Source organism: Verrucomicrobium sp. 3C, from assembly GCF_000379365.1.
Lineage (GTDB): Bacteria > Verrucomicrobiota > Verrucomicrobiia > Methylacidiphilales > Methylacidiphilaceae > Methylacidimicrobium.
In genome coordinates this window covers 187,291-214,006 of the sequence record NZ_KB901877.1, presented here as the reverse complement: position 1 = coordinate 214,006, position 26,716 = coordinate 187,291, and the positions used below count along the sequence as shown (strand labels likewise).

General features: G+C 61.4%; 21 protein-coding genes. 15 read left to right on the top strand and 6 right to left on the bottom strand.

All coding sequences use genetic code 11. The features are described from left to right. Nucleotides 1–65 precede the first annotated feature (65 nt). The 8 genes from A37A_RS0113650 (at nucleotide 66) to aat (ending at nucleotide 11,048) form a co-directional block, all read left to right on the top strand. On the top strand, nucleotides 66–1,037 hold the full coding sequence (locus A37A_RS0113650; protein WP_018292051.1) for an aspartate carbamoyltransferase catalytic subunit: 972 nt from the start codon (nucleotides 66–68) through the stop codon (nucleotides 1,035–1,037). Next, nucleotides 1,034–2,314: a dihydroorotase gene (locus A37A_RS0113645; RefSeq protein ID WP_018292050.1), complete on the top strand. Its 1,281-nt coding sequence runs from the start codon at nucleotides 1,034–1,036 to the stop codon at nucleotides 2,312–2,314. Before A37A_RS0113650 ends, A37A_RS0113645 begins: the two co-directional genes overlap by 4 nt. Then, the gene (carA, locus tag A37A_RS0113640) at nucleotides 2,302–3,510 is read left to right on the top strand and encodes a glutamine-hydrolyzing carbamoyl-phosphate synthase small subunit (protein WP_018292049.1); all 1,209 of its coding nucleotides are present in this window, start codon (nucleotides 2,302–2,304) and stop codon (nucleotides 3,508–3,510) included. Before A37A_RS0113645 ends, carA begins: the two co-directional genes overlap by 13 nt. Then, complete coding sequence (gene trpD / locus A37A_RS18605; protein ID WP_018292048.1) at nucleotides 3,507–4,586, top strand: anthranilate phosphoribosyltransferase; 1,080 nt, start codon at nucleotides 3,507–3,509, stop codon at nucleotides 4,584–4,586. The genes carA and trpD overlap by 4 nt, the downstream gene beginning before the upstream one ends. A 48-nt stretch (nucleotides 4,587–4,634) precedes the next feature. Beyond that, nucleotides 4,635–5,750: a S1C family serine protease gene (locus A37A_RS0113630; RefSeq protein WP_018292047.1), complete on the top strand. Its 1,116-nt coding sequence runs from the start codon at nucleotides 4,635–4,637 to the stop codon at nucleotides 5,748–5,750. Between the two features lie 269 nt (nucleotides 5,751–6,019). Continuing rightward, complete coding sequence (gene secA / locus A37A_RS0113625; RefSeq protein WP_020494466.1) at nucleotides 6,020–9,067, top strand: preprotein translocase subunit SecA; 3,048 nt, start codon at nucleotides 6,020–6,022, stop codon at nucleotides 9,065–9,067. 33 nt (nucleotides 9,068–9,100) lie between these two features. Further along, the gene (locus A37A_RS0113620; RefSeq protein WP_018292045.1) at nucleotides 9,101–10,336 is read left to right on the top strand and encodes a CinA family nicotinamide mononucleotide deamidase-related protein; all 1,236 of its coding nucleotides are present in this window, start codon (nucleotides 9,101–9,103) and stop codon (nucleotides 10,334–10,336) included. A gap of 49 nt (nucleotides 10,337–10,385) precedes the next feature. Further along, complete coding sequence (gene aat, locus A37A_RS0113615; protein WP_018292044.1) at nucleotides 10,386–11,048, top strand: leucyl/phenylalanyl-tRNA--protein transferase; 663 nt, start codon at nucleotides 10,386–10,388, stop codon at nucleotides 11,046–11,048. A gap of 50 nt (nucleotides 11,049–11,098) precedes the next feature. Here the strand turns inward: aat and A37A_RS0113610 are convergent, their stop codons facing one another. Further along, complete coding sequence (locus tag A37A_RS0113610) at nucleotides 11,099–11,467, bottom strand: helix-turn-helix transcriptional regulator (protein ID WP_018292043.1); 369 nt, start codon at nucleotides 11,465–11,467, stop codon at nucleotides 11,099–11,101. A 65-nt stretch (nucleotides 11,468–11,532) separates the two neighbouring features. On the opposite strand from A37A_RS0113610, the gene arsB reads away from it, so the two are divergent. The 3 genes from arsB to arsA are packed head-to-tail and all read left to right on the top strand — an operon-like array spanning nucleotide 11,533 to nucleotide 14,821. Beyond that, nucleotides 11,533–12,684, top strand: coding sequence for an ACR3 family arsenite efflux transporter (arsB, locus tag A37A_RS0113605; protein WP_018292042.1), 1,152 nt, complete (start codon nucleotides 11,533–11,535; stop codon nucleotides 12,682–12,684). Beyond that, a complete protein-coding gene (arsD, locus tag A37A_RS0113600) occupies nucleotides 12,681–13,037 on the top strand; it encodes an arsenite efflux transporter metallochaperone ArsD (protein ID WP_018292041.1) in 357 nt (118 codons plus the stop codon). The genes arsB and arsD overlap by 4 nt, the downstream gene beginning before the upstream one ends. A gap of 14 nt (nucleotides 13,038–13,051) precedes the next feature. Beyond that, on the top strand, nucleotides 13,052–14,821 hold the full coding sequence (arsA, locus tag A37A_RS0113595) for an arsenical pump-driving ATPase (RefSeq protein WP_018292040.1): 1,770 nt from the start codon (nucleotides 13,052–13,054) through the stop codon (nucleotides 14,819–14,821). 11 nt (nucleotides 14,822–14,832) lie between these two features. Here the strand turns inward: arsA and A37A_RS0113590 are convergent, their stop codons facing one another. Beyond that, on the bottom strand, nucleotides 14,833–15,336 hold the full coding sequence (locus tag A37A_RS0113590; RefSeq protein WP_020494464.1) for an arsenate reductase ArsC: 504 nt from the start codon (nucleotides 15,334–15,336) through the stop codon (nucleotides 14,833–14,835). 204 nt (nucleotides 15,337–15,540) lie between these two features. On the opposite strand from A37A_RS0113590, the gene A37A_RS0113585 reads away from it, so the two are divergent. After that, entirely contained in the window at nucleotides 15,541–16,242 is a 702-nt protein-coding gene (locus tag A37A_RS0113585) for a lysophospholipid acyltransferase family protein (protein ID WP_343122738.1), read from the top strand. Here A37A_RS0113585 and A37A_RS0113580 read toward each other — a convergent pair. The 3 genes from A37A_RS0113580 to A37A_RS0113570 are packed head-to-tail and all read right to left on the bottom strand — an operon-like array spanning nucleotide 16,160 to nucleotide 19,049. Further along, nucleotides 16,160–17,059 (bottom strand): M14 family metallocarboxypeptidase, encoded by a 900-nt coding sequence (locus A37A_RS0113580; protein WP_018292037.1) that lies wholly within the window; start codon nucleotides 17,057–17,059, stop codon nucleotides 16,160–16,162. The genes A37A_RS0113585 and A37A_RS0113580 overlap by 83 nt on opposite strands. A gap of 35 nt (nucleotides 17,060–17,094) precedes the next feature. Continuing rightward, the gene (mazG, locus tag A37A_RS0113575; RefSeq protein ID WP_018292036.1) at nucleotides 17,095–17,907 is read right to left on the bottom strand and encodes a nucleoside triphosphate pyrophosphohydrolase; all 813 of its coding nucleotides are present in this window, start codon (nucleotides 17,905–17,907) and stop codon (nucleotides 17,095–17,097) included. Then, nucleotides 17,904–19,049, bottom strand: coding sequence for a DUF362 domain-containing protein (locus A37A_RS0113570; protein ID WP_231363936.1), 1,146 nt, complete (start codon nucleotides 19,047–19,049; stop codon nucleotides 17,904–17,906). The genes mazG and A37A_RS0113570 overlap by 4 nt, the downstream gene beginning before the upstream one ends. 23 nt (nucleotides 19,050–19,072) lie before the next feature. Here A37A_RS0113570 and dnaG point away from each other — a divergent pair, with 23 nt between their 5' ends. From dnaG to recA, 3 genes are all read left to right on the top strand, one after another. Further along, on the top strand, nucleotides 19,073–20,821 hold the full coding sequence (gene dnaG / locus A37A_RS0113565) for a DNA primase (protein ID WP_018292034.1): 1,749 nt from the start codon (nucleotides 19,073–19,075) through the stop codon (nucleotides 20,819–20,821). A gap of 69 nt (nucleotides 20,822–20,890) precedes the next feature. Then, a complete protein-coding gene (gene rpoD / locus A37A_RS21915; RefSeq protein WP_196799641.1) occupies nucleotides 20,891–22,750 on the top strand; it encodes an RNA polymerase sigma factor RpoD in 1,860 nt (619 codons plus the stop codon). Between the two features lie 83 nt (nucleotides 22,751–22,833). Further along, nucleotides 22,834–23,883 (top strand): recombinase RecA, encoded by a 1,050-nt coding sequence (gene recA / locus A37A_RS0113555; RefSeq protein ID WP_051076307.1) that lies wholly within the window; start codon nucleotides 22,834–22,836, stop codon nucleotides 23,881–23,883. A gap of 18 nt (nucleotides 23,884–23,901) precedes the next feature. Here recA and A37A_RS0113550 read toward each other — a convergent pair whose 3' ends face one another. Further along, entirely contained in the window at nucleotides 23,902–26,532 is a 2,631-nt protein-coding gene (locus tag A37A_RS0113550) for a valine--tRNA ligase (protein WP_018292031.1), read from the bottom strand. Nucleotides 26,533–26,716 lie beyond the last annotated feature (184 nt).

Sequence of the window (26,716 nt, the reverse complement as noted above, 5' to 3'; positions counted from 1 at the left end):
CAAGGCGGAGACGTGGACTAAGACGCTGGACGGGCAGCCCTCCTTTTGCCATTTATCCTTCCGCTATGGCATCGGAAAATCCAGAGCATCTCCCCGGAAGCCGGTGGAGGCGCCGTCATCTCCTGGGCTTGCAGGAGTTGGAGAAGGAGGAGATCGCTTTTCTGCTCGATGCCGCCGACGAGATCACGCGGTGCTTGGAGGCAGGCCAGGACCTGCCCTCGCTGCGGGGCCTCACGGCGGTCAATCTTTTCATCGAGCCAAGCACCCGCACGAGGGTCTCCTTCGAGCTTGCCGCCAAGCGGTTGGGGGCGAGCGTTCTCGAGATCGATCAAGAATCGAGCTCGATCCGGAAAGGGGAAACCCTCAAGGATACCGCGCGGAACTTGGAGGCGATGGGGGCGGATTTCCTGGTGCTCCGCCATTCGGCGGCCGGGGCGGCGCATTTTCTGGCAGATCGGGTGCGATCGTCGGTGATCAACGCCGGCGACGGGGCACATGAGCATCCGACGCAGGGTCTGCTCGACCTTCTTACGATCCGCCGCCGCCTCGGGAGGATCGAGGGGGTTCGGGTGGCGATCGTCGGCGATATCCTCCATAGCCGGGTGGCCCGTTCGGACATCTGGGGACTGCGCAAGCTCGGCGCGGAGGTCGCCCTGGTCGGTCCCCGGACGCTTCTCCCGGAGGTCTTCGCACGGTTCGGGGTGAGGCTGAGCAACGAGTTCGATCCGGTCCTGCCCTGGGCGCAGGTGATGATCCTGCTGCGCATCCAGCATGAGCGGCAGCGGGAAGGGATGTTTCCGTCGCTTGGGGAATATGTCTCCCTCTACGGCCTCAGTGAAGCCCGGCTGCGCCGCTGTCCTCCGGAGGTACTCCTGATGCACCCAGGACCGATCGAGCGCGGCGTTGAGATCGAGAGCGAGCTTGCCGACGGATCGAGTTCGGTCATCCTGGACCAAGTGAAGAGCGGCGTTGCCGTACGGATGGCGATCTTTGCGCAGTTAGCCCGATTTCATCAGCGGGACGGAGAAGGGGTGTGAGCGGCTTCTACCGTTTTGCCGGCGGGCGCATTCTCGATCCGAGCCGTGGTCGGGATGAGATCGGCGACCTCTGTGTCGCCGGCGGCCGGTTCGTCGATCCCGCTTCTCTCCCGGCGGAAACGAACTGGGAATGGATCGAAGCTTCCGGTTGGATCGTTGCCCCGGGATTGATCGATGCGCATGTCCACCTTCGGGAGCCGGGAGATCTGCAGAAGGAGACGATCGCTTCCGGGACGCGCGCCGCGGCGGCGGGAGGCTTCACGGCCGTGGTGGCCATGCCGAACACCCGCCCTCCGGCCGATCAGCCCAATACGATCGGCTGGATTCGGGAGCGAACACGGGAGCAGGGGATCATCCGGGTCTATCCGACCGGCTGTCTTTCCGAGGGACGGAGAGGGGAGAAGCTCGCCCCTTTAAGCTTGCTGCATGCAGCGGGGGCGGTGGCCTTCACCGATGATGGCAGCTGCATCCAGGATGCGGGGCTCATGCGCCGGGTCATGGAGTATGCCGGGATGCTCGGTCTGCCGATTCTCGAGCATTGCGAGGAGAGCAGCGTCTCGGGCGGAGGGGTGATCCATGAGGGGTACTGGAGCGCTGTCTTGGGTCTCCGGGGCTGGCCGAGCGCGGCGGAGGAGCTCATCGTGAGCCGAGACATTCTCTTGGCGGAACTTACGGGAGCCCGGCTCCATTGTCAGCATCTCTCGAGCGCCGGATCGGTCCGGCTCGTCCGGGAGGCGAAGCAACGAGGTGTCCACGTCACGGCCGAAGTGACCCCGCACCATCTAGCGCTGACGGACGAAGCTCTCTCCAAGTATGATACCCGTTTCAAGATGAATCCCCCGCTCGGCTCGGAGGAGGACCGGGAGGCATTGCGGGAAGGGATCGTCGATGGGACGATCGATCTCATCGCCAGCGACCATGCCCCTCACTGCTCCTTCGAGAAGGAAGTGGAGTTCGACCGTGCCCCCTTTGGGGTCGTGGGACTGGAAACGATGCTGGCGGTGGCCGCTGAAACGCTCGTGAAGACCAAGCTGCTCGACTGGCCGGGGCTGGTCGCTCGGCTGAGTACCATTCCCGCGCGCGTTCTGGGCCTTCCAGGAGGAACGCTGGCGGCCGGTGCCCCAGCCGACCTAGTCGTCATCGATCCGAACCTGCAATGGACCGTGAATCCGCAGATATTCCGGTCCCGGGGCCGAAACACTCCATTTGCCGGATGGGAGGTGCAAGGAAGGGTAATGCTGACCATGGTAGAAGGGAAGATCGTATGGCGGTTGTAGGAGAGAGAAAGGCCGTCCTGGTCCTGGAGGACGGGGAGGTCTTGCTCGGGCGCTCCGTGGGGAGCCGGGGAACGGTCGTGGGAGAGGTCTGCTTCAACACCGCGATGACCGGCTATCAGGAGGTCCTGACCGATCCGTCCTATCGGGGACAGTTGGTCGCGATGACCTTTCCGGAGATCGGCAACTACGGGGTGAACCCGTTCGACAACCAGTCCTCTCGGGTGCAGGTGGCTGGCTTCTTGATGCGGGAGCTCTCGGATCGAGCCAGCAGCTGGCGGGCGGCGGGCACACTGGGGGATTATCTGCGCGAGGCGGGGGTAGTTGCGGTCGATGAGATCGATACGAGGCGGCTTGCTCTTCGGCTACGGCAGCAGGGCGTCTGCCGCGGGGTTCTCTCGACCGAGCCGATCGAGATTGCCGAAGCGGTGGCCATGGCCAAGGGGTGGAACTACGGAGAGCGGAATTTCGTGAAGGAAGTGACTTGTCCGGAGCCCTACGCTTGGGAGAGCCACCCTGCGGCCGACGATCCCTGGTCGAAGGAGAAGACCTTGGAGAGCCGGATCGCGGTTTCCGGAGAAAACGGAGCGTTCGGCGGAGAGCAGCAGTCAACCATCCGACTCACCGCTTTGGACTTTGGGGTCAAGTATGCGACTCTGCGGCTACTCCAGCGGGCGGGCTTTGCGGTACGCGTGGTGCCGGCAGAAACGTCGCCCGAGGAGATCCTGGCCTCCGGGGTGGACGCGATCTTTCTTTCCAACGGCCCTGGAGATCCCGCGGCTCTTCCCTCGCTTCACCGAACGGTCCGGGAGCTCGTCGGAAAGAAGCCGATTTTCGGCATCTGCCTTGGCCACCAGCTTCTTGCTTTTGCCCTCGGAGCGAGGACCTTTAAGCTCAAGTTCGGCCATCGCGGCGCCAACCACCCGGTTGCCGACCTCCTGACACGAAAGGTGAGGATTACCTCGCAGAATCATGGTTACGCAGTCGATCCGGAGTCGCTGCCTCCCGCGATGTGCGTGCGGGAGGTGAGCCTCAACGACGGAACTTGTGAAGCGATGGCCCACGAAGAGTTGCCGATCTTTTCGGTTCAATATCATCCCGAGGCGGCTCCCGGCCCCAACGATGGCCTCGGCTGGTTTGCGGTTTTTCGGCGGATGGTGGAAAGCGATCGCCCTCTTGCCGCGGAAGGCGGCGCATGAAGGAAGCGGAGTTGCGGGGTCTCGTCGGCCGCGACCTTGCGCAGGAGGAGGTCGAACGAGCGGTCGCCCTTCTGCTGGACGGAGCGGTTGCGGAGGAAGAAAAGATCGCTTTCCTGATCGACAGGGAGGAACGGGGAATCACGGGTCGGGAGCTGGCCTTCTTCGCGAAAGCCTTTCGGGGACTCTCCGTTCCCATGGGGTTTGCCGGCCGCTGGCAGGGCAGGCCCTTAATGGATTGTTGCGGGACCGGCGGGGGTGGCCTCAACCTCTGCAACATCTCGACCGGAACGATGTTCGTGCTTGCGGCTGCGGGCATTCCGGTCGTGAAGCATGGCAACCGCGGAGTGAGCAAGCGTTCGGGAAGCGGGGACGTTCTGGAGGCGATGGGTCTCCCGATCCGGCTCTCCCCGGAGGCGGCGGAGCGCTCCCTGCGGGAGCTCGGAATGGTCTATCTGCATGCCCCGGATTATCATCCGGCCTTTGCGATCCTGGGCCCTCTAAGGAAGAAGCTGGCTGCACAGGGGAGGAAGACCCTCTTTCATCTGCTTGGCCCTCTGCTTAACCCGGCCCGTCCCTTCATCCAGATCGTTGGAGTGTTTCTCCGAGAGCATCTCGCATTTTTCGAGGAGGCGCTTTTGCTCGGCGGCTGCCGGAGGCCGGTGGTGGTCTTTGGAGCGGACGGGAAGGGGCGGGCTCTTGGAGAGCTTGGCCTGGAAGGAGAGGCGGAGATCCGGGGTCTCGATCTGCCGGAAGCCAAGCGGGTGTTGGCGGATTTTGCCCGGCGTCGGGGGTACGAGGGAGGCAGTCTGGAGGATGCCCTGGTTGCCTCCGCTCGGGAGAGCGCGGCCCGGTTGCGGGCGGTCTTCGCGGGTCAGGAGAAGGGATTCGTTCGGGCGCTCTTGGCGGCAAACGCGGCCGTTGGGCTTGCCGCCCACGATCCGTCCACCTCTTTCGGGGAGGCGCTGGAGACGGTCGAAGTTCTCTTGGATCGAGGAATCGTGGCGGAGAGGCTTCGGATGGCCGAACGCCTTGCGCCCGAACTGGGGCGCGCTTCCGGTTCCTGGGCTCACCCATGACGGGAGAAGGAGCTTTTTTAGAGAGAGCACACGATTCAGAAGGAAGGGATGAAACCGAGGACCGAACTGCGATGGAGGAGCGCCGTGAGCGGCTTGGCTGCTTTTTGGGCGTTTTGCCTGGCGAGCGGGCGAGCGGAGGTCCCGGCCGACGAACCGACCGTACAAGTCGTCCAAAAGGTGTTGCCCGCCGTGGCGAACATCAACGCCGAACGGGTCGTCCGCCACCAGGTGCGGGATACATTCGAGCTCTTCTTCGGCCGCTATTACTCCTATTCGGAGCGGGTGCGCAGCCTGGGATCGGGAGTGGTCGTCGCCCCCGAAGGTTACGTGATCACCTGCGCGCATGTCGTCGAACGGGCGGTCAATCGCGCGGTGAAGGTGAGCCTCTCCCAGGGGAGTGATTTTCAAGCCAATGTCCTCTTTGAGGACCCCGTGCAGGATCTCGCCCTCCTCAAGGTGAACGCGTCGAAGGCTCTCCCCTGGTTCGACATCCATCGGCTCTCGCCCAACCTGTTGGGCCAGACCGTGATTGTTCTTGGGAATCCGGTCGGCTACCAGAACAGCGTCTCCAAAGGGATCCTGAGCGCCAAAGGGAGGGTGATCCAGACGGAGGAGGGCCAGATTGAAGGACTCCTTCAGACTGACGCGGCCATCAATCCGGGCAACAGCGGAGGGCCTTTGGTGGACCTCGGCGGAGCCTTCGTCGGCTTGAGTTCGGCCAAGTTCAGCGGGGAGGCGATCGAAGGAATCGGCTTTGCGATTCCCGGAGACCGGGTTCTCGCCTGGTATCGGAAGGCGAGGGGGAGCTCGTCAGGCGGCAGGAAGGCCTCGAGTGCGACTCTCGCCGATTTTCTGCAAAGGCGGTTCGGTATTGTCGCTCAGGCACTGACGGAGGATCTGGCCGCCTCGTTCCGAGTGGCGCCGGGGAGCGGCCTGCTGATTGGCTCGGTGGAGAGCGGAAGCCCGGCCGCCGCTGTCGGGATCCAGGCAGGGATGATTTTGGTGGCCATCGGGAACGCTCCCTTGTCCGACCTGGGAGAAGTCCCGCCCGAGCTCGCTCGGATCGGTCCGGGCACGAAGTCCAGCTTGACGATTACGCTGGTGGAGCAGCGGGGGCCAATGCTCTTCCAGCGAACGCAGACCGTGGAAGTCGTTGCCCGGTAGGCTATCCTGCATGTCTCACAAGCGTTCTCCTGCGGCTCGCACCATGGGCTTGCCTGCTTCGCTCTCGCTTGGTTTTCCATCCTTGCAGTATGTCCTCATACAACTCTGCTGGAAAACCGGCGCCGCGCCCCGCATTCAGGCCCATTTGCAACGCCTCGGCTACGAAATTTGTGAGAAATGGCGGCTATGGGTTGTCATGGCGCGGAAAAGTTTAGGGTGGCGTTGGCAGAGGCAGTCCAAAAGCTCGCTCCTTGTGCGAGCCCGCGCGATTGCATAGAGTCTTTCTGATGTTCAAGAAGATCTTGGAGTTGCTCTTCGGTTCGAAGAACCGGCGAGAGGTGGCGCGGATCTGGCCGCGGGTGGTGGAAATCAATCGTCTGGAGGAGCAGTTGCGCTCTTTGTCCGACGGGAAGCTTCAGCAGAAGACGGTGGAATTCCGGAAGAGAATCGCTGCGGGAGAAAAGCTCGATCGCTTGCTGCCGGAAGCCTTCGCGGTCGTGAAGAACGCCTGCCGCCGCTTCACCGAGGCGCGGAAGGTGGTCGAGGTGCGTGGGCACAGCCTTTCCTGGGAGATGATTCCCTTTGACGTCCAGCTCGTCGGAGGGGTCGTCCTGCATCAAGGTAAAATTGCGGAGATGGCGACCGGAGAGGGCAAAACCCTCGTCGCGACGCTTCCCGTCTATCTCAACGCCCTGACCGGGAAAGGTGTGCATGTGGTGACGGTCAATGATTACCTCGCGGCGCGGGATAGCGAGTGGATGGGCGAAATCTATCGCTTCCTCGGGCTGACGGTCGGCTGCTTGCAGCAGGGACAGTCCTTCGAGGAGCGTCGGCAACAGTATGCCTGCGACATTGTCTACGGAACCAACAGTGAATTCGGCTTCGACTACCTTCGCGACAACAGCGTCGTGACGAGCCGCGAGGAAAAGGTCCAGCGGGGCCACGCCTACGCCATCATCGACGAGGTCGACAGCATTCTGATCGACGAAGCCCGAACCCCGCTGATCATCTCGGGCCCAGCCACCGTCGCCTCGACCGGCGAGTATGAGCGATACCGAGGCCTCATCGCCCGGTTGGTTCAGCAGCAGATGATCGAGTGCGCTCGGCTGGCGGAAGAGGCGCAAAAGGCTCTGGCCGACGGGCGCCCCCGCGAGGAGATCGGACGGCTCCTTTTCAAGATCAAGCTCGGGATGCCGCGTAACAAGCAGCTTCTCAAGATCCTGGAAGAGGGGGAAACCCGCCGGATGATGGAGGATGCGGAACTGGCGCTCTATCAGGATTCGCGGCGCATCGAGCTCTACCAGATCAAGGAAGAACTCCTCTTCGCGATCGACGAAAAGAATCACGAGGCCGACTTGAGCGAGCGGGGACGCAAGTGCCTGAGTCCGGACGACCCCGATTATTTTGCTCCACCCGACCTCGCCGTGCTTTTCGATGAGATCGGCAGGGACACGGCCCTCAGCGCCGAGGAGAAGGAGAAAAAGCGCCAAGAGGCCCAGAAGCGGTATGAGGACGCGAGCGAACGGATCCACACGATCGCGCAGCTTCTGCGCGCCTACTGCCTGTACGAGAAGGATGTTCACTATGTCGTCCAGGACAACAAAGTGGTCATCGTCGACGAGTATACCGGGAGGCTCATGCCCGGACGCCGATGGAGCGACGGTCTGCACCAGGCGATCGAGGCGAAAGAGGGAGTGCAGATCGACCGGGAGACGCAGACCCTGGCGACGATCACGATTCAAAACTATTTTCGGCTCTACGCGAAGCTCGCTGGCATGACCGGAACGGCGGCGACGGAAGCCAACGAACTCCACGATATCTACAAACTCGATGTGGTGGCCATCCCGACGAATCGGCCCTGTGTCCGCAATGACGTGGACGACAGCATCTTCAAGACGAGGAGGGCGAAATACCATGCCATCGTGGAGAAGATCCGGGAGCTCCATGAGAAGGGAGAGCCGGTCCTGGTGGGCACGATCTCCGTGGAGTCGTCCGAACTCCTGAGCCGGATGCTCAAGCGGGAGGGGATTCCCCACAGCGTCCTCAACGCCAAGTTCCATCAGCAGGAGGCGGAGATTGTCGCGCGGGCAGGCTTGAGAGGGATGGTGACGATTGCCACGAACATGGCCGGAAGAGGGACCGACATCAAGCTGGGGGATGGGGTAAACGATGTGGGGGGGCTTTGCGTTCTGGGAACGGAGCGTCACGAGGCGCGGCGGATCGACCTCCAACTTCGAGGACGTTGCGCCCGGCAGGGAGATCCGGGCATGTCCAAGTTCTTCATTTCCCTGGAAGACGATCTCATGCGCAACTTCGGCGATTCCCGGCGGATTGCGGGCTTGCTGACCCGCTTAGGGATGAAGGAGGACGAAGAACTCGAGCATCCCTGGCTCACGAAGGCGGTCGCTACCGCCCAAAAGCGGGTCGAGCAGCGCAACTACGGCATTCGAAAGCATACCCTCCAGTATGACGACGTGATGAATCTCCAGCGGGAGGTGATCTACAACTTCCGTGACCAGATCCTGGAGTCCGAGGAGCCGCGAAAGGAGCTCTTCGACGTTCTCGGCGAGGTCGTGCGGGAGGAGGCACAAGCCCGGCTCCAAGGCGGGGAGGGTGAGATCGATGGGCTGCTCGGCTGGGTGAACACAACCTTTCCCGTGGGGATGCGCAAGGAGGATTTGGGCGACGGGGATCCCGAGGCTACCGCCGAAAGGATACTTTCCCAAGTCCGGCAGGCCTACGAATTGAAGGTGAAGTACGAAGATCCGGGATCTCTTCCCGATCTGGAGCGGCTCACCGCTCTATCCGCCATCGACCGGCTCTGGCAGGAGCATCTCTATGCGATGGACGGGCTGCGCGGCGGAATCGGGCTGCGCGCCTACGGTCAGAAAGATCCACTGATCGAGTACAAGCAGGAAGCCTATGCTCTTTTTCAAGATCTGATGGGAAGGATCAAACGGGAGATCGTCCAAAACCTCTTCCGGTCGGCGTCGAGTGTTCTCGCCTTCGAGCGGTTTCTTTCTTCCCTGCCTCAGCATCTGGTGCGGCCCGAGCTGTCGAATGGCGCTGCGGTGGCCGATCCCGAAACGAAGGCCGTAGGGGAGGAGGAGGGCCGTCCATCCGGCGACCATCCGATCGTGCCAATTAGTCGAAGCGGGCCCAAGATGGGCCGAAACGATCCCTGTCCGCTCGACCCCACGAAGAAGTTCAAGAATTGCTGTGGGGCTTTGGGAGAGAAGACCTGTATCAAGGTCTCTCTTGTCGCGGGGCAATCCTCTTCTAGGCCGCCAGCAAAGGGCGAGAGAAAGAAGCCCTGATGGTTCGCAACCAGGGATGGCGGCGAGTGGCCAATGACCGTGGAACTGGTGAGCACCGGGACCGAGCTTCTTCTGGGCGAGGTGACGGAGGCGCACCTCGCGTTCGTCGGGAGAGAGCTCCGCTCCTTAGGGTTGCGTCTCGAGCGGCAGACCGTCGTGCCCGATGGGGCAGTCGTCCAGCGCATCCTGGAAGATGCGCTCTTCCGCTCCGATCTGGTGATTGTGACCGGCGGCATGGGCCCCACCTCCGACGACAATACCCGAGAGGCCGCTGCGGCGGCGATCGGCCGAGAGCTGGAATTTCAGGAGAGTGTATTTTTACGGATCGGCTCTTTCTGCGCTGCCAAGGGGATTGGGGTGGTCTGCGGCGGCATTCGGCGGCAGGCGATGGTGCCGAAAGGGGCCGAGGTCTTGTGGAATTCGGTCGGAACAGCGCCCGGTCTTTTTGTCCAAAAAGGCAGATTGGCGATGTTTCTCCTTCCGGGACCTCCTCGCGAGCTTGTCCCCATGTGGCGTGCGGCGGTTGTTCCCTGGCTTCGCTCCCGCGCCGAAAGACAAGAGTTTATCTGGCGTTCCTGGTGGGTCGTTGGGTTAACCGAGTGGGAGGTGCAGAAGCGCGTGGAGGAAGAACTCCGTGGCCTGGGTCTCAAGGAGATCGGCTATTGCGATCGGCTGGGGGAGGTGGAACTTCGCGTGGGAAGCGCCGATCCTTCTCTCCTGGAGCATGCCGGGGCTCTGGTCAAGGAACGGCTCGGCACGGCCCTCTTCGGGGAGAACGGGGCCACACTGGAGGGGGCTGTTGTGGAGTTGGCGACTCGGCTGGGAAAAACCATCGCCACGGCAGAATCGTGCACGGGTGGCCTCGTCAGCCATCGGCTGACCGACGTGTCGGGAAGCTCGGCGGTCTTCCCTTACGGCTGGATTGCCTATGCGAATGAGGCGAAGGTGAAGGAACTCGACGTGGAACCAGAGCTGCTTGCCGAGCATGGGGCCGTGAGCGCCGAAGTCGCCGCCGCAATGGCGAGCGGGGCTTTGCGGCGCAGCGGAGCCGATTTGGCCATTTCGGTGACGGGCATTGCCGGGCCCACGGGAGGGACTCCCGAAAAGCCGGTCGGCCTGGTCTGGTTCGGCCTGGCAAGCAAAGAAAAAACGATCTCCTTCCAGAAAACCTTTCCGCCGGATCGGACCATCGTGAAAAGGCTCGCCTCTCAGTCTGCGCTTAACGCCCTGCGTCTGGCTCTGTTGAGCGACGGTGAGCTTGCGAAGTAATGAAATTAAGAGTTGTTTTGTCGAGTAAACTTTTTTTTAAAATACTGCCGTGGCTGCGATTATCTTGAATCTGTTTCGCGTCCATTTTCCCGACGTCTCCCGTGCCGATCCCGACGGGTTGGTGGCCGTAGGGGGAGATCTCTCCATGAACCGCCTGCTCGCCGGATACCGGTCGGGCATTTTTCCATGGACGGACCGGCCGCTGACTTGGTGGTCGCCGGATCCGCGCGCGATTTTCGAGATGGATCGATTCCATGTCCCCCGACGGCTCGCCCAGAAGCTTCGACAAGGGAAGTTTGCCTACACGATCAACCGGGCTTTCCCTGAGGTGATGCGCGGCTGTGCTCGACCGGCGAAGGGCCGCGAGCATACGTGGATCAGCCCTCGCTTTATCAAAGCGTACTGCGAGCTCCATCGACAAGGCTATGCGCATAGCGTCGAAGTATGGCAGAACGGCGAGCTTGTCGGGGGCCTCTATGGAGTGGCGATCGGGGGCTTTTTCGCTGGCGAATCGATGTTTCATCTCGTTCCCGATGCCTCGAAAGCGGCGCTGGTCTTCACGATGGATCGTCTGATCGAGCGCGGTTTCCTGCTCTTCGATACTCAGGTGGCCACGCCGACTACCCGCCAAATGGGCGCGCTCGATATCCCGAGAAACGAATACCTCGAGAGGCTTCCCGAAGCTTTGGCCTGCCCGGCTTCCTTTGCTTAGCCTGCCTGTCTCCCAAGCGTTCTCCTGCGGCTAGCGACGGGCCATTTCGGTCACGAGTCGGCCCTTTCGGAAACCGACTTCGCTCCAGCCTTCGATTCGCTGGCCGCTTGGCCGCAGACCTCCAGCCCGGTGCGCGGTCGCCCGCAACAATCGTGGAGGAGATAGCCAACCAGACAGTCGACGGTCGTGAAATTCGCGGAATAGATCACGAGCTTTCCCCGCTTTTTCGAGTGCGCAAGCCGGGCTTGCTTCAAATGCTGGAGGTGAAAGGAGAGTGTGGCGAGCGGGATTTTGAGCCGCGCAGCGATCTCTCCGGCCGGGAGACCGGCGGGGCCCGCCTGAATCAGCAACCGGAAGACGTCGAGCCGGGTCTCCTGGCCGAGAGTGGCGAGCACCTCGACCGCTTGACGAGTTCTCATGGTTCTAGTATTGTAGAATCGTAAGGGAAGATCCGGATTGACTTCCCATTGCTCTATAATCGATTATGAAAACAAGGTCAAGCAAGCGTCTCGCTTTCTTCGAGCGGTATCTCACGCTTTGGGTAGCGGCATGCATGGTCCTCGGCGTGGGGATCGGCAGGCTCTTTCCCGGCGCCACCCACTTCTTGAGCGGCATGGAATTGGGCCAGAGCCACGTCAACATTCCGATCGCGGTGCTCATCTGGTTGATGATCTTTCCGATGATGCTCAAGATCGACTTCGGAGGCCTGCGCGGGGTCGCCCGGCGGCCGAAGGGGCTTGCGGTCACATTATTCGTCAACTGGCTTGTCAAGCCGTTTAGCATGGCGCTTTTCGGATCGTTCTTCGTCGTGGGGCTCTTTTCCTCGACTCTCCACTGGATTGACCCGGGCACGGCTCACAACTATCTGGCCGGCTTGATCATCCTGGCCGCTGCCCCTTGCACCGCGATGGTCTTCGTCTGGAGCTACCTGGTCGAAGGGGATGCGGCCTACACTTTGGCGCAGGTGGCGATCAACGATCTGATCATGACCTTTGCCTTCGCTCCCATCGTCATGTTGCTCGTCGGGGTGAGCGGTATCGTGGTTCCCAAAGAGGTGCTGCTCACCTCCGTCGTGGCGTTTATCGTGATTCCGCTGGCCGCGGGCTGGATCAGCCGCAGCCTCGTCATTCGGCTCAGGGGCCTCGCCTGGTTCGAGCGCTCGTTCCTTCCGCTCTTCAAGCCGGTGATGACCCTTGCCCTCCTGGCAACCCTCGTGATGATCTTCGCCTTCCAGGCGGAGAACATCCTCACGAACTGGATCGCCGTGGGCCTTTTGGCGATTCCAATCCTGATCCAGGTCTATGCCAACTCTGGACTGACCTATCTCATCATGCGATGGCTCCGGGTGCCGCACCCTGTCGCCTCTCCCGGAGCGCTGATCGGGGCGAGCAACTTCTTCGAGCTTGCGGTGGCGGTCGCGATCACACTCTTTGGTCCGACCTCTCCTGCGGCGTTGGCGACAGTGGTCGGGGTCCTGGTCGAGGTGCCGGTCATGCTTTCTGTCTGCCACCTCTGTGTCGGCACCAAGGGCTGGTACGAAGCGACCGGATTGGATTTCTTCGACACGGATTCGATTCCGCGGGAAATCGAGTGTGACGATTCTTTGAAAAATAGAGGAAGAAAGGAAGAAAGATGACGACCGTCGAGATTTTTGAACCCCCTCTCTGCTGCAGCACGGGCGTTTGCGGTGCGGCAGTCGACCAGACACTCGTCGATTTCACCGCCGATGTGGAGTGGGCGAAGCAGAAGGGCACGACGATCCGGCGGTGGAACCTTGCCCAACAACCTCTCGCCTTTGCCGAGAACGCCACCGTGAAGGCTTTCCTGGAGCGCTCCGGCCAGGAGGCTCTTCCCCTGATCCTGGTGGGAGGCGAAGTGGCCTTGGCTGGGCGTTATCCCCGCCGAGCCGAACTCGCCCGCTGGGCAGGGATCGAGCAGGAGGGAGCCAAGTCCGAGGGAGATTGCTGTTCCGGCAACTGCTGCGGTTAACCTTCGGAGCCCTCATGCGCTTCCTGGATCGGACGCCGCGTTTCCTTTTTTTCACGGGAAAGGGTGGGGTCGGCAAGACTTCCCTTGCCTGCGCCTCGGCGGTTCATCTGGCAAGCGAAGGCAAGCGGGTGCTGCTGGTCAGCACGGACCCAGCTTCGAATGTGGGACAGGTCTTCGGATTTTCCATCGGTCATCGAATCGCGGCTCTTCCCGAAGTACCCAATCTGTCCGCCTTGGAAATCGACCCGCAGGCGGCGGCCCAAGCCTACCGGAATCGGATCGTCGGCCCCGTCCGCGGTCTCTTGCCGGAGGCGGTGGTCCATGGAATCGAGGAGCAGCTCTCCGGGGCCTGCACGACGGAGATCGCTGCCTTCGACGAGTTCACCGTGCTGCTGCTCGATTCCGCGTTGACAGCGGGTTTCGATCATATCGTCTTCGACACCGCCCCGACAGGGCACACGATTCGCTTGCTGCAACTACCTGGCGCATGGAGCGGATTTCTCGAGGCGGGGAAGGGCGACGTCTCTTGCCTGGGGCCGGTGGCGGGGCTGGAGAAACAGCGCTCCCAGTACAAGGCTGCGGTCGATGCGTTGTCCGATCCCGCGCGCACCCGCCTGGTTCTAGTCGCTCGCGCGCAATCGGCCGCGCTGCGAGAGGTCGCCCGCACCCACGAAGAGCTGGCGGCGATCGGCTTATCGCAACAGGTACTGGTCATCAACGGAGTCTTTCCCTCGGCTGAAGCGGAGGGCGATCCGCTCGCCTCGTCCATTAGGCGGCGGGAGCAGGACGCTCTTGATGCCCTTCCGGCCGCACTCCGGGGCCTGCCGCGCGACGAGCTTCCGCTCAAGCCGTTCAACCTCGTAGGACTCGATGCCTTGCGCCGACTGCTGCGTGAGGATGGCCGGAGGCCAGAGCCGCCCGAGGCCTCCCCCGCACTTCCCCGGAGCGCCCGCACGCTCTCCGCTCTGGCAGAGGAGATTGCCGCGGAGGGGCGAGGGCTGGTGCTGTTGATGGGCAAGGGTGGGGTAGGAAAGACCACGCTTGCGGCTGCATTGGCCGTCAAGTTGGCTGACCAGGGCTTGCCCGTCCACTTGACCACCTCGGACCCGGCAGCCCATCTGGCAGAGACGCTGAAAGGCTCTCTCTCCAGCCTGACGGTGAGCCGAATCGACCCGCGGGAGGAGACCGCGCGCTACCGCACGCATGTGTTGGAAACGAGAGGCACCCATCTCGATACTGCTGGAAGGGCCGTGCTGGAAGAGGACTTGCGCTCGCCCTGCACGGAGGAGATCGCCGTCTTTCACGCCTTTTCCCGCATCATCCGGGAGGCGGAGACCCAGTTCGTGATCCTAGACACGGCGCCGACCGGCCACACCCTCCTTTTGCTCGATGCCGCCGGGGCCTACCATCGCGAGGTTTCGCGGCAGATGAACGATACGGGCGTACGCGACGCGACTCCGATGATGCGTCTGCAAGACGCGAAGCAGACCAAGGTGCTGATTGTCACGCTGGCCGAGCCCACCCCGGTCTTGGAGGCCGCCAGCCTACAGTCCGATCTTCGCCGTGCGGGAATCGAGCCCTGGGCGTGGCTCGTGAATGGCAGCATTGCGGCATCGAATCCGCAGTCTCCCTTGTTGAAGCGGAGGGCGCGCCACGAATGGCGCGAGATCGAGGTCGTGGCCGCCGATCATGCGAAGCGATTCGCGCTGGTTCCGTTCTTAGCGCACGAGCCCGTCGGCACCGATCGCCTACGAGAGTTGGCGATGCAGCGGCCTCCAAATTGATGGATTCGGCCTTACGTGGAGAGCTTCCGCAACTCGGCCTCGAGCCGAAGCCGATCGAGGAAGATTTCGAAGGGAAGGGCAAGCAGGCGCCGGAACCGCTCCTCAAGCGCTTGAGCGACATCCCGAAATGCCTTTTCCTTTTCTTCGACCGTGCCTTCGACGGCAGCCGGGTCCGGAAACGGCCAGTGGGCGCGCGCGGCGGGATAGGGCCAGACTGGACATTCCGCGGCTGCGTTGTCGCACAAGGTGATTACCGCACTGAATGGTTCGTGGGGAAGCTCGTCGAGCCGCTTGCTCCGCGCGGCGGAGGCGTCGATGCTGTACGCCTTCTGCAACACGGAAAGGGCGTGGGGGTTGACCCGGCCGGTGGGATGGGAGCCTGCGCTTTCGACCCGGAAGCGGCCGCCGGAAAGGGAGCGAAAGAGAAATTCGGCGAGGACGCCGCGGGCCGAATTGCCGGTGCAGAGGAAGAGAACGGCTGGTTTGGTTGCTAGGTTCGGCGTTTCCGTTTGCATGGGGCGGCCTTGGGAGGTGTTCTTCGAGACAAAGGATTTGCTTGTTCCGACCCGCAATGGCAAGGCAAAGTTTGTGCTCCAAAAATGGGAGCCGAACAAGGGGGTTTACAGAAGTCGGGGGAGGAAAGTCCTTTTTCCGAGAGCTCCATCGCGGGAAACGGTTCGTCGGGCAAGAGCCAGAGAAGGAGCAACGGGAACGGGTGTTTGGGACAAGGAGGGAGAGATCGCTTTTTCGCGATCAGCGCAGCCATCTGCGACCGCGTCCTCCGCAGAAGTGCGCGAATCTCGATCGAAGGGTTGGAGCGGATCCCCGAGAGCGGCGGCTGCCTTTTGGTCTGCAACCACATCAGCCACTTCGATCCGATCCTCCTGGGGATGAAATCCCCGCGGCCGATCGACTATGTGGCGGACGGGAAGCTCTTCAACGACCTGATCCTCTCGCAGATCCTGGGGGCGCTCAATGTGATCCCCGTCGATCGGAACCGGCAGGATCCACGGGCCGCGATGGCGGCCGTCGGGCGGCTCAAGCAGGGAAGGATCGTCGGTCTCTTCCCCGAACGGGGCATTCGTCATGGAAAGGCTTCGATCTTGCTTGGAGCCCGGCTCAACCCGAGCGCCGCGGCACTCGCCCGGATGGCAAACGCTCCTGTTTTGCCCGCTGTGGTCGTAGGCTCTGACCGGCTCTATCAATTCCGTTCCTGGCGGCGGCCACCGCGAGTCTTTGTTTCGTTCGGGGAACTCCTCACCCTGGCTCCCGGAGAGGAGCGCTGCCGCTTCACCGAACGGATTCAGGAGCGACTGCTCTCTCTCTTCGAAAGCCTCGTCAAACGCCACGAGATCGATCCGATTGATTTTCCCCATTCTGCGCAGGAGAGGTGGAAGGAAGAAGGGCGCGCCCGGAAATAGCATCCTTGTGTCGCCGGGAGGCGGGGGAGCGTGCGCGAAGTTCGGCGGACGGTCGGTTGGCGGCCAGTAGGCCGAGCGCCGCATCGATTGCCTCCATGTGCGCTTTTACGCGCAAGCCGACGTCGAACTCGGAGGGGGTTTCGATCGTGAACACTCGTCGACAGCCGTGGAAGTGGAGATGGGCTGCTTCGGGCAAGCCAATCTTCTCGAACCACTTTTTTCGCAGGGGCCGGACGAGGATTCCGTTGCGATGCTTGCGCCCTTCGATCCGGTCCCGGGGATCGACTGGACACCAGGAGCTCACTCGGGAGAGGATCTGGTCTCCGAAACGGACTTCGCCGCTTGGGCCCGTCTCGTAGAGGTAGATGCCACAGGCATCGTAGTCCTCGTGAAGGAGGAGGGCTAGGTCGAACGGACCTCTGCGGTCGTAGAGGGTGCAGAGTTCCCGGATCAGCGGCAGGTCGCTCTGTTGAAAGGAACGATTGAGGTCGAGGCCATCCTCATTGAGACGCGAGTTATGGCGCAGCCCCCAAGGGTTGAGCAGCGGAACGAGGGTAAAGGTGAATTCGGCGGTCCAGTGAGGCTTTTGCTCGAAGTAGGAGAGCAGGGCTTCGACTCCAGCCGGCTCGTCTCCATGGATCCCCGCCGAAAGGAAGACATAGGGCTTTCTCTTCCGGTCGCCCCGCTCCGGGGAGCAGAGCACCTCCACGGGGTCGTTCCGGATCCGGAGAAGGATGGTCCGCCTCCATCCCAACAACCGGCCAAGAGCAATCGCGCGCCTGTGGATCTTGGCTGGGTCGTGAACGGCATGAATCATCTACAGAGGAAATGGGAGGGAGCGGGTGAAAGATGTCAAGAGACATCGGGAGGGGTTCCACGTTCTTGGGCGCGCGCTTTGCTCCGTTCCCAGAGAAGTTCTAATTCGGCAAGCTCTAGAGGTCTTCCAGATGGGCGGGCGCGCAACTCCTCCTCGATAAACTGTGCGCGGGAACGGAAACGCTCGGCGGAGCCGCTCAGCGCGCATTCGGCGTTGACGCGCAAATGGCGGGCCAAATTGACGACAGCGAAGAGGAGATCTCCGATTTCCTCCTCGATTCGTTTCGGATCTCCTTGTGCCACTGCTTCCTCCACTTCGGCTAGCTCCTCGGCGATCTTCGCCTTGGGTCCATCCGAATGGTTCCAATCGAGGCCAAGCTTTGCCGCCTTGTCCTGGTACTTTTGGGCGCGAAGGAGAGCGGAAAGGCCTTGCGGAATGCCGTCGAAGAGGCTCTTCCGCTCGGGTTTTTCCTCCCGCTTGCTTCGCTCCCAGTGGACAGTGACTTCCTCCGCATTCCGGGCGCTCGCTTTCCCGAAGACATGGGGATGGCGCCGAATGAGCTTTTCGGAGAGGCCTTCGGCTACGTCCGTGAAGGAGAAGGTGCCCTGTTCTCGCGCGATCTGGGAATGAAAGAGCACATGGAGCAGGAGATCGCCCAACTCCTCCTTGAGGTCTTGCGGCGAGTTTCGGTCGATTGCTTCCAGGACTTCGTAGCATTCTTCCAGGAGCTGGCCTTTGATGGTCTGATGGGTCTGCTCGCGATCCCAAGGGCAACCGTCGGGCGCCCGGAGCCGGGACAGGATGGCGTTGAGTTGGTGGATAACAGGATCGGAACCGGATGAATTCACGGCAGGGGGATCAGCAGGATGTTCTTTGGATCGGCGGTGCCCAGGCCATATTCGACAGCGGTCTGCATGTATTGAAGCATGGGCTTCAAGACAGGAATGTGAGCGCCGGCGCGCCAAGAGTCAACGCGTCTTGCAAGCAGGGAGTCGATGGCGACAGGATCTTTGCTTAGATAGATCGCTCCGAGAGGATATGTGTATTCCGGAGAAAAGTCGGGCCCCCCGGCATATTGGGCAATGAGCGCATCCATGACGTGGAGCACGACCTTGCTGCGCACGAAGGGCCGATCCAAGATCTCCGCTATGGCGGGATCGCCCCAATTCCCCCCCTCGCCCTCGAAGCGGCGGGTGTTGTCGACCATCCCGAGGGCAAGGGATGCGAGGCTTCCGTTGAAGCCGACTCCGCTGTTGTCGATGCAGACCGGCACATTGATGATCTTGGTGCAGATTTTGGTCACCAGCTGGGCATAATAAGATTTGTTGCTGACCTGGTTCTCCAGGCTTCCCGCCGACACCCCGCGGCCATACATCTGCGCCACGCTCTGTTTCTCGCCGTGCTTTTGCGCTTGTTGCGCTTGGCCACGGCCCGGCTTGATTCCCTGAAAGGCGAGATCTCCCCAGATCAGGCGACCAAGGACCTCATTGACGTAGAAGACGTGCTCATCAAAACCGGTTTCTGGGATCACGGAGCGGACTCGGTAGGGCGCTCCCTCGGGACGAGGAAAATATTCGGATTCCCGGAGCTCGTCTTCCAATTTATCCCAGACGACGATCTGGTACGCGGGCACTCCCGCCTCTGCGAGGCTTTCGGCGATGGCCGCCACGAGCGGCTTGCGGCTCGACATGACGGGACCGCCCGACGCGGAAATCTTGATCCCGACGATGTCTTGGGGCGTGATGCCGATCCCTTTGGTCCATGCGGTTTTCACCGATGTTTGCTTCGTGTATTGGAGGAGCGCGTCGCGAAACATGGTCCGAACCGATGCGCCATCGACAGTGAAATTGTGGACGACCTCGGACCTCTCGACGATAACGACCGGCGAGCCAGCGGCAAGCGCTTCGGGCGGTGCCGCAAGAAGCAGCATCAGGGTGACGAGGTGGAGAAGTTGCCCCATGGGGTTCGGGTAAGCCTTGCGTTTTACCACGACAGCCGATTTATTCCACCGGAATGGGGACGCCGGCGTTCCGGGAGTTCGTGGAAGCGATTCGCGCCGCCAGCGATATTGTCGAAGTCATCGGCAATTATGTCCCTCTAAAGCGTGCCGGCTCCAAATACAAGGCTCTCTCTCCATTCAACTCGGAGCGGACTCCTTCTTTCTTTGTCGATCCTCAGAAGCAGCTTTTCAAGTGTTTCAGCAGCGGCTACGGAGGAACGGTCTTCGACTTTGTGATGCAATACGAGCGGCTCGATTTTCTGGGAGCCTTGCGCCTGTTGGCCGAGAAGGCCGGAATGGAGATGCCGGCCACCTTTCGGAAGGAGGTGGGTGTGCCCTCAGAACGCGAGCGTCTCTTCTCCCTCCACAAAACCGTTGCGGAGTGGTGGCGCGAACTCTTGTGGACCGCGCCGGAAGGAGAACCGTGCCGTCGCTATCTGGAATCCCGCGAGATCTCGAGGGAGATCGCAGAGACATTCCAGATGGGGTATGCTCCGAATCGATGGGATGGCGTTCTCCGATGGGGCACCGCGCATGGCTACCCGGTAGAGCTTCTGACCGAGGCCGGCCTTGTGGTTCTCGGAGAAAAGGCTCGGCCCTATGACCGTTTCCGCGACCGACTGATCCTCCCGATCGCCGAGGAAGCGGGGAGGATCGTCGGCTTCAGCGGCCGGAAGATCGGCACCGAGGAGTCAGCCCCCAAGTATCTCAATTCTCCCGAGACGCCGATTTTTTCAAAGGCAAGAATTCTCTTGGGAATGGATCGAGCCAAGCGGGCGATCGCCCAGGAGGGCAGAGGAGTTCTTTGCGAAGGGCCGATGGATCTGATTCGGTGTCATGCCGCCGGTTTCTGCAATGTGGTTGCCGTGCAGGGGACAGCGCTCACCGAGCATCACGCGCGGCTTTTGCGAAGGTTCGCCGAGGAGGTCATCGTCTGTTTCGACGCCGACCGGGCCGGGGAGAGCGCTGCGGTGCGGGGATTGGCTATCCTGACGGAAGCGGGACTCGATGTCCGCGTGGCCTCGCTTCCGGCCGGGGAAGATCCGGACAGTTTCCTTCGAGGAGGCGAGGAGGCGGTCGCGAGCTTTCGGGAGACATTGCAGCGGGCCCCCGCTCATCTTTCCTATCTTCTGGATCAGGCCGCTCGTCAAAATGACCTGACTCTTCCCAGAGGACGGAGTCAAGCGGTCCAATCGATGGCTGCATGGGTCGCCAAGATCCCCGACCCGATCCGCCGGGAAGGCGTTGTCCTGGAGGTGGCGGCGCGCTTGGGAGTCTCTCGTGGCGCATTAGAGGAGGTGACTCGGAAAACGGGGGCCGGAGGCCAGGAACGCGAGGTGTCGCGCAACGTTCTGCCGGTGCGGCGGGATGCGGTTCAGACGGAGATCATCTGGTTGCTCTGCGAAGTTCCGGCTATCTTGGAGCGGGCACGCGCGGAGCTCGATCTCCGTTGGCTGGAGGAGAGCGAGGAGGGAGAACTGGTGCGGAAGATCCTGGCGTCGGGTTCGGATCCGGAGACTCTCTTTCCGATTCTATCGGAGAAAGAACGAGGTTATGTAACCGAGCTGCTGCTCCGTCCCCCACCCGTCGATCTTTCGATTGGTCCGGAAGAGCGGTGGACCATGCTCTGCCGGCGTCTCGAATTTCTTTGGAAGCGGAAGCGCATCCGCCTTCTTGAGGAGCAGGTTCGGGCCGGAGGAGGGGCCATGGAGGCGCAGGTCGCGCTGAGAGAACTCGTTGACTTGCGGAAGACCCTCGATTAAGCTTTTTCACTTTGTCTTTCCTTGGCTGTCCGTAGTCGTCGAAACCCCGCAACGAGTCGAAGCATGACCATGCCGCGTAATTCAAGAACCAAAAGAGCCACCCCATCGCGTATTCCCTCCTCATCGTCTCTCTCCCGTCATTCCACTGAGTCCGCCCCCCCTCCTTCCGCGCTGACCAAGGTTCGCGCCTCCGAGGAAAATGGCCGTCACGCTGTAACCGCCACCGTCTCCCCGGCCTCCATCGTAGCCGAGGAGCAGCAGTTGGCCCGGAAGCTCGCGAAAATCTGGTCTGAGGAGCCGTTACGGCAAGAAAAGCTGAGGACCCTCGTCAAGCTCGCCAAGGAGCAGGGTTACCTGACCTTCGACGACATCAACGAAGCGTTGCCCGACTGCGTGCCTCAACCCGATGAGATCGAGACCATCATCGCGTTTTTGCGCAGCCTTGAGATCGACGTAATCGAAAGCTCGGAGGTCGATCGCCAGAAGAGTGCTACCCCGTCGGACACGGTGGTAGTGCATGAAGGGAAGGAGACCAAGCTCGACATCCTCGACGACCCGGTCCGGATGTACCTTCGGCAGATGGGGCAGGTGCCTCTCTTGACGAGGGAAGAGGAGGTCGAGATTTCCAAGCGGATTGAGAACGCCGAGCTCATGGTGCAGAAGTGCCTTCACAGCTTCGGGTTCATCGCTCGGGAATATCTGCATCTGGTCCGGAAGCTCGAGCAGGGAAGGGAACGATTCGACCGGCTCATCCAGGACAAGCATGTCGAAGGCCGCGAAGCCTACATGAAGATCTTGCCCGCGCTCATCGGCAAGCTCGAGGAGAAGATCGAGGAGACCGATGGACTTTACTCCCGGTTGAGCACGTTGCCGGATAGCGCGAAAGAGAAGCCAAAGTTGGTTCGGGAGCTTGAGAAGCAGCATCTGGCCCTCGAAAAGATCTTCCGTCGCTTCTACTTCAAGCAGAAGGTCGTCGAAGACCTAGTTCAAGTAAGCGAAGAGCGCTTTCAGGAAGTCTGCCGGTGGGAGAGCGAGAGGAAGCGGCTCCGCTCCCAGGGGCGCGGGAGCAAGGCGTCCGAGGCTCTCGCGGTGGTCGAGGAGCAACTGAAGCAGTTTCAAAATCAGGCCCATGCCAGCGTGGAGGAGTTCAAGAAAAGACATAGCGAACTCAAGAAGTGGCTTCATCAGGCCATGAGGGCGAAGACGGAAATGGTCGAAGCCAACCTCCGCCTTGTGATCTCGATCGCGAAAAAATATACCAATCGCGGTCTCTCTTTCCTCGATCTGATTCAGGAAGGAAACATGGGCCTGATGAAGGCCGTGGAGAAGTTCGAATATCGACGCGGCTATAAGTTCTCGACCTACGCAACCTGGTGGATTCGTCAGGCAATTACGCGGAGCATCGCCGATCAAGCCCGCACCATCCGGATCCCGGTGCACATGATCGAGACGATCAACAAGCTCATGCGAGTGCAAAAGCAGCTGATTCAAGAGTTGGGCCGCGAGCCGAATCCGGAAGAGATCGCCGACGAGATTCAGCTGAGCGTCGATCGCATCCGCGCGATTCTCAAGATGGCCCAGCAGCCGATCTCTCTCCAAAGTCAGGTTGGAGAGAGCGACGACACCACCTTTGGAGACTTTATCGAGGATAAGTCGGCGGACAACCCTTCCGAAATGACCGCCTACTCCTTATTGAAGGAAAAGATCCGAGACGTCCTTCATACGCTGACGGAGCGGGAACGAACGGTGATCGAACAGCGCTTTGGGCTGCTCGACGGATATCCCCGCACGTTGGAGGAGGTCGGCCGCCAATTTCGCGTCACGCGAGAGCGAATCCGGCAGATCGAGGCAAAAGCGCTTCGGAAGATGCGTCATCCGACCCGGCTGCGTCATCTCGAAGGCTTCCTTGAGGCCGATCGAGGCTTTTAGGATTTCCGAGAGTTTCGTGCGGAAGGTTCTTTCTTGGCAAGGGACTGGCTGAGGGAAGAGGGTGTTTTGTGGAATCCGAAAAGATGGATGCAAAGACGCGGCGGCAGGATAAGAATCTCGACCTTGCCCTGCAGACGATCTCGAAGGAATATGGCGAAGGAGCCATTCTGCGTCTGGGCGACGACCAGGCCCGTCTGCAGATCGAGGTCATTCCCACTGGCTGCCTGGTGATTGATCGGGCGCTCGGGGCGGGAGGATTCCCTCGGGGCCGCATCGTCGAGATTTTTGGTCCGGAGTCGTCGGGAAAAACAACCCTCGCTCTCACGGTCGTGGCTCAGGCGCAGAAGCTGGGCGGAGTTGGCGTCATCATCGACGTGGAGCACGCGCTCGATCCCCAGTATGCGCAGCGCTTGGGGGTCAACATGTCCGAACTATTGATCTCCCAGCCCGACTGCGGAGAAGAAGCGTTGACCATTGCGGAAACCTTGATTCGCTCCAACGCGGTGGATGTCATCGTGGTCGATTCGGTGGCTGCCCTCGCCACGCGAGCCGAACTCGAAGGGCAGATTGGAGACGCGACAGTCGGGGCTCAGGCGCGATTGATGAGCAGCGCTTTGCGGAAGTTGACCGCACTCATCAGCCGAGCGAAGACGATCTGCATCTTCACCAATCAGCTCCGGGAAAAGATCGGGGTAATGTTCGGGAATCCCGAAACCACTCCGGGAGGAAGGGCGCTCAAATTCTATGCGTCGGTCCGCATCGACGTGCGTCGGATCGGACAACTGAAGAGCGGCGACGGAACGGTCTACGGAAACCGAACGAAGATGAAGGTGGTGAAGAACAAGATCGCTCCGCCCTTTACCGAGTGCGAGTTCGATATCCTCTATAACGAGGGGATCTCCCGAGAGGGGGCCCTCATTGACGTCGGCATCGACCAGAGGATCTTGGACAAGCGGGGCGCCTGGATCTATTTCGAGGGGACGCAGATTGGGCAGGGAAGGGAAGCTGCCGTCCAAGCAATCAAGACCAATCCGGGAATCGCAGCCCGCATCGACGCGGCTGCTCGTGCAAAGGTTTTCGGCACCGGTAGCGCAGAGGTGGTGAAGCCGGCGGAAAAGCCCGCAGCCCCGTAAGCAGGTCGCCGGCGCCCCCTATTGCACAAGTCCTCTTAGCTGATCCTCGAGGCGCTGCATCGCGGCTTCGAGCTGCAGCGCCTGCTCTCTCCAAGCTTCGAGCTTTTCCGCAGGAGCCCGAGCGGAGACCACGGGATTCTGCAGCCGCTCCTGGATCGCTTTCCAGTTGAGGGCCAGCTTCTCTTTCTCCGCCGTCAGTCGCTTTCGCTCTACCTCGAGATCGAGAAGTCCCTCCAAAGGCAGGTAGAGCTCCCCCAGGGCGGTCAAGACCATGGGAGCCTTGGGAGGCGGACCGACGACGTCGGTGATCTCGCTTGCCTTCGCCAGCGCGGAAAGCACGTTCCTTTCGGCCATCGCCAGGGGTTCTTCGGCCCGGAGGAGAAAGGGCACCTTCTGATTGGAAGGGATGCCATAGGTGGAACGGAGATGACGGCCGCGCTCGGCCGCCTGGAAGATTGCCCGAGCCTGAGAAGCGGTCTTCTTCCGATCCCCCAGCCGTTCGTCGAGCTTCCGGGCTTCCGCTGCATCGAACCAGCCGGCAAACTGAATGGTGGAAGGGCCGAGCTCCAGGCGATTCCAAAGCTCTTCGGTCACGAAGGGGCAAAACGGATGGAGCAGCCGCAGAATCCAGGAGAGGGCGTAGTCGAAGGAGGCGAGAGTGCCTGAGGCGGTCGAGCTCCCTTCTTGGGCAAGGTCGACCTTGGCCGCTTCGAGGAAACAGGCGCAAAAGTCGTTCCAGACAAAACTGTAGAGCAGTCCGGCGGCCTCGCTGAATTCGTGCGCCGCGAAGGCCGTCTCCAGCCGGCTCCCGGTCTGGCTCAAGCCGGAGAGCATTTCCACGGCGAACGGAGAGAGCGGATGGTCCCAAGGCCGCGCGTCGGCGGAAAGCGGACCGAAGCGGACCCGGAATCGGCAGGCATTCCAGAGCTTGTTGCAAAAGTTTCGGCCTTCTTCAATCTGCTTCTCGTCGAAGCGGATATCCTGACCCTGGGGAGCGATTCGCAAAAGTCCGAAGCGGAGCCCGTCCGCTCCATATTTCTCGATCAGCGTCAGCGGGTCGGGGGAATTGCCCAAGGACTTTGTCATCTTCCTTCCCAAGTGATCCCGGATCAGCCCGGTGAAGTAGACGGCGCGAAACGGGATGTTGTCTTCCAAGCTCGGGCCATGGCCGGGCCGAAACTCTAGGCCCGCGATGATCATGCGGGCCACCCATAGGAAGATGATGTCGGGACCCGTCACCAGGACCGAGGTGGGATAGAACTTCTGACGGGTGGCAGGATCCATGGACTCGAACGCCCAGAGCCAGGATGAGAACCAGGTGTCGAGCGTGTCGGGATCCTGGACCCAGCCGGGACCGGGCGATTCCACCTGGCAGCGATGCGAGCCCTCTTTCCACCAGACAGGAATCCGGTGGCCCCACCAGACTTGTCGAGAGATGCACCAGTCCTGAATGTTCTCGATCCAGTGTTCATACACTTTTTCCCAATGTTCGGGGAAGAATCGGATCCGGCGTTCCCGAACGACGCGGAGCGCCTCCTCGATTTTCGGATAGCGGAGGAACCATTGCTCGGAGAGGCGCGGTTCGACCGGCACGTTCGCTCGCTCGCTTACCCCCACCGTATGAAGATAGGGCTCGACTTTGGCGAGCAGTCCTTCTTTCTCCAACAGCGATGCCGCCTTCTTCCGCGCCTCGAAGCGGTCGAGGCCGTCGAGCTCTGGAAGGGCAGGGCAATGGATCCGGCCATCCGGATGGAGGATATCGACGATGGGCAAGTCGTGCCGCTGGCCGATTTCGAAGTCGAGCTTGTCATGGGCAGGAGTGATCTTGAGGACTCCGGTGCCGAAGGCGGGATCGATCGCCGAGTCCGCCAGAATCGGAATCGAGCCATGCGGGAATGGCCGGATCGCCCGACGGCCGACCCACTTTCGATATCGGTCATCTTCGGGGTGCACCGCAAGGCCGGTGTCTCCGGGAATCGTCTCCGGGCGCGTGGTGGTGACGGTAAGGAAGGAGCCTGGCTCTCCCTCTATCGGATAGCGGACGAAGTAGAGACTCGACTGTTCTTCCCGCGGAAGGACTTCCTCGTCGGAGAGGGCCGTCAGGGAGGAGGGGCACCAGTTGACCATGCGCCGACCCCGGTAGATGAGCCCCTTCTGGTAGAGCTGGACGAAAACCCTTTGGACCGCCCGCGAATAGTCTGTATCCATCGTGAACCGTTCCCGCGACCAGTCGGCCGAGCTCCCGAGCTTCTTGAGCTGCTCGACGATGATCCGGCCATGGGTTTCCCGCCACTCTCGCACAAGCTGGAGGAATTCCTCTCGGCCCAGCTCCTTGCGGCCGATTCCCCTCTGCCTTCGGAGCGAGCGCTCGACCACCATCTCCGTCGCCAAGCCGGCATGATCCGTTCCTGGTAGCCAGAGGACCTCGTATCCTTCCAGGCGAGCCTTGCGGGAGAGGATGTCCTGAATCGCATTATTCAGGACATGGCCCAAAGTCAGCACGCCCGTGATGTTGGGAGGAGGCATGACGATCGAAAACGCGGGCTTGGATGAGGAGGCGTCCGCGCGATAGTTCTGGTCTTTTAGCCAGCGTGCGTAGAGCGATTCGGCAATGGCTTTCGGCTCGTAAGCTCTCGAAAGATCGGACATCCCTTATCCTTATAACGTCCGTTGGCTGCTTTGACCAGTCAGGACGAACTCCCAGTCCGCTTAACCTGCCTCTCTCGTGCGCCGTGAAAAGGGTGCATCGCCCAGTGGGGAGGGAGTGATCTCCACCCGGCAACTATTGCTCCAGCCGGAAGCACTCGGAGCGGCTACTGGTGGTAACGCCAGC

Excerpts from the sequence above, each read along its gene's own strand:
- A37A_RS0113610 (WP_018292043.1), bottom strand. The coding sequence starts at position 11,467 with ATGAGAACTCGTCAAGCGGTCGAGGTGCTCGCCACTCTCGGCCAGGAG.
- A37A_RS0113580 (WP_018292037.1), bottom strand. The coding sequence starts at position 17,059 with ATGATTCATGCCGTTCACGACCCAGCCAAGATCCACAGGCGCGCGATT.
- A37A_RS0113590 (WP_020494464.1), bottom strand. The coding sequence starts at position 15,336 with ATGCAAACGGAAACGCCGAACCTAGCAACCAAACCAGCCGTTCTCTTC.
- dnaG (WP_018292034.1), top strand. The coding sequence starts at position 19,073 with ATGGGGACGCCGGCGTTCCGGGAGTTCGTGGAAGCGATTCGCGCCGCC.
- A37A_RS0113630 (WP_018292047.1), top strand. The coding sequence starts at position 4,635 with ATGAAACCGAGGACCGAACTGCGATGGAGGAGCGCCGTGAGCGGCTTG.
- recA (WP_051076307.1), top strand. The coding sequence starts at position 22,834 with ATGGATGCAAAGACGCGGCGGCAGGATAAGAATCTCGACCTTGCCCTG.
- A37A_RS0113620 (WP_018292045.1), top strand. The coding sequence starts at position 9,101 with ATGACCGTGGAACTGGTGAGCACCGGGACCGAGCTTCTTCTGGGCGAG.
- arsD (WP_018292041.1), top strand. The coding sequence starts at position 12,681 with ATGACGACCGTCGAGATTTTTGAACCCCCTCTCTGCTGCAGCACGGGC.
- arsA (WP_018292040.1), top strand. The coding sequence starts at position 13,052 with ATGCGCTTCCTGGATCGGACGCCGCGTTTCCTTTTTTTCACGGGAAAG.
- rpoD (WP_196799641.1), top strand. The coding sequence starts at position 20,891 with ATGCCGCGTAATTCAAGAACCAAAAGAGCCACCCCATCGCGTATTCCC.
- A37A_RS0113650 (WP_018292051.1), top strand. The coding sequence starts at position 66 with ATGGCATCGGAAAATCCAGAGCATCTCCCCGGAAGCCGGTGGAGGCGC.
- carA (WP_018292049.1), top strand. The coding sequence starts at position 2,302 with ATGGCGGTTGTAGGAGAGAGAAAGGCCGTCCTGGTCCTGGAGGACGGG.
- trpD (WP_018292048.1), top strand. The coding sequence starts at position 3,507 with ATGAAGGAAGCGGAGTTGCGGGGTCTCGTCGGCCGCGACCTTGCGCAG.
- A37A_RS0113550 (WP_018292031.1), bottom strand. The coding sequence starts at position 26,532 with ATGTCCGATCTTTCGAGAGCTTACGAGCCGAAAGCCATTGCCGAATCG.
- arsB (WP_018292042.1), top strand. The coding sequence starts at position 11,533 with ATGAAAACAAGGTCAAGCAAGCGTCTCGCTTTCTTCGAGCGGTATCTC.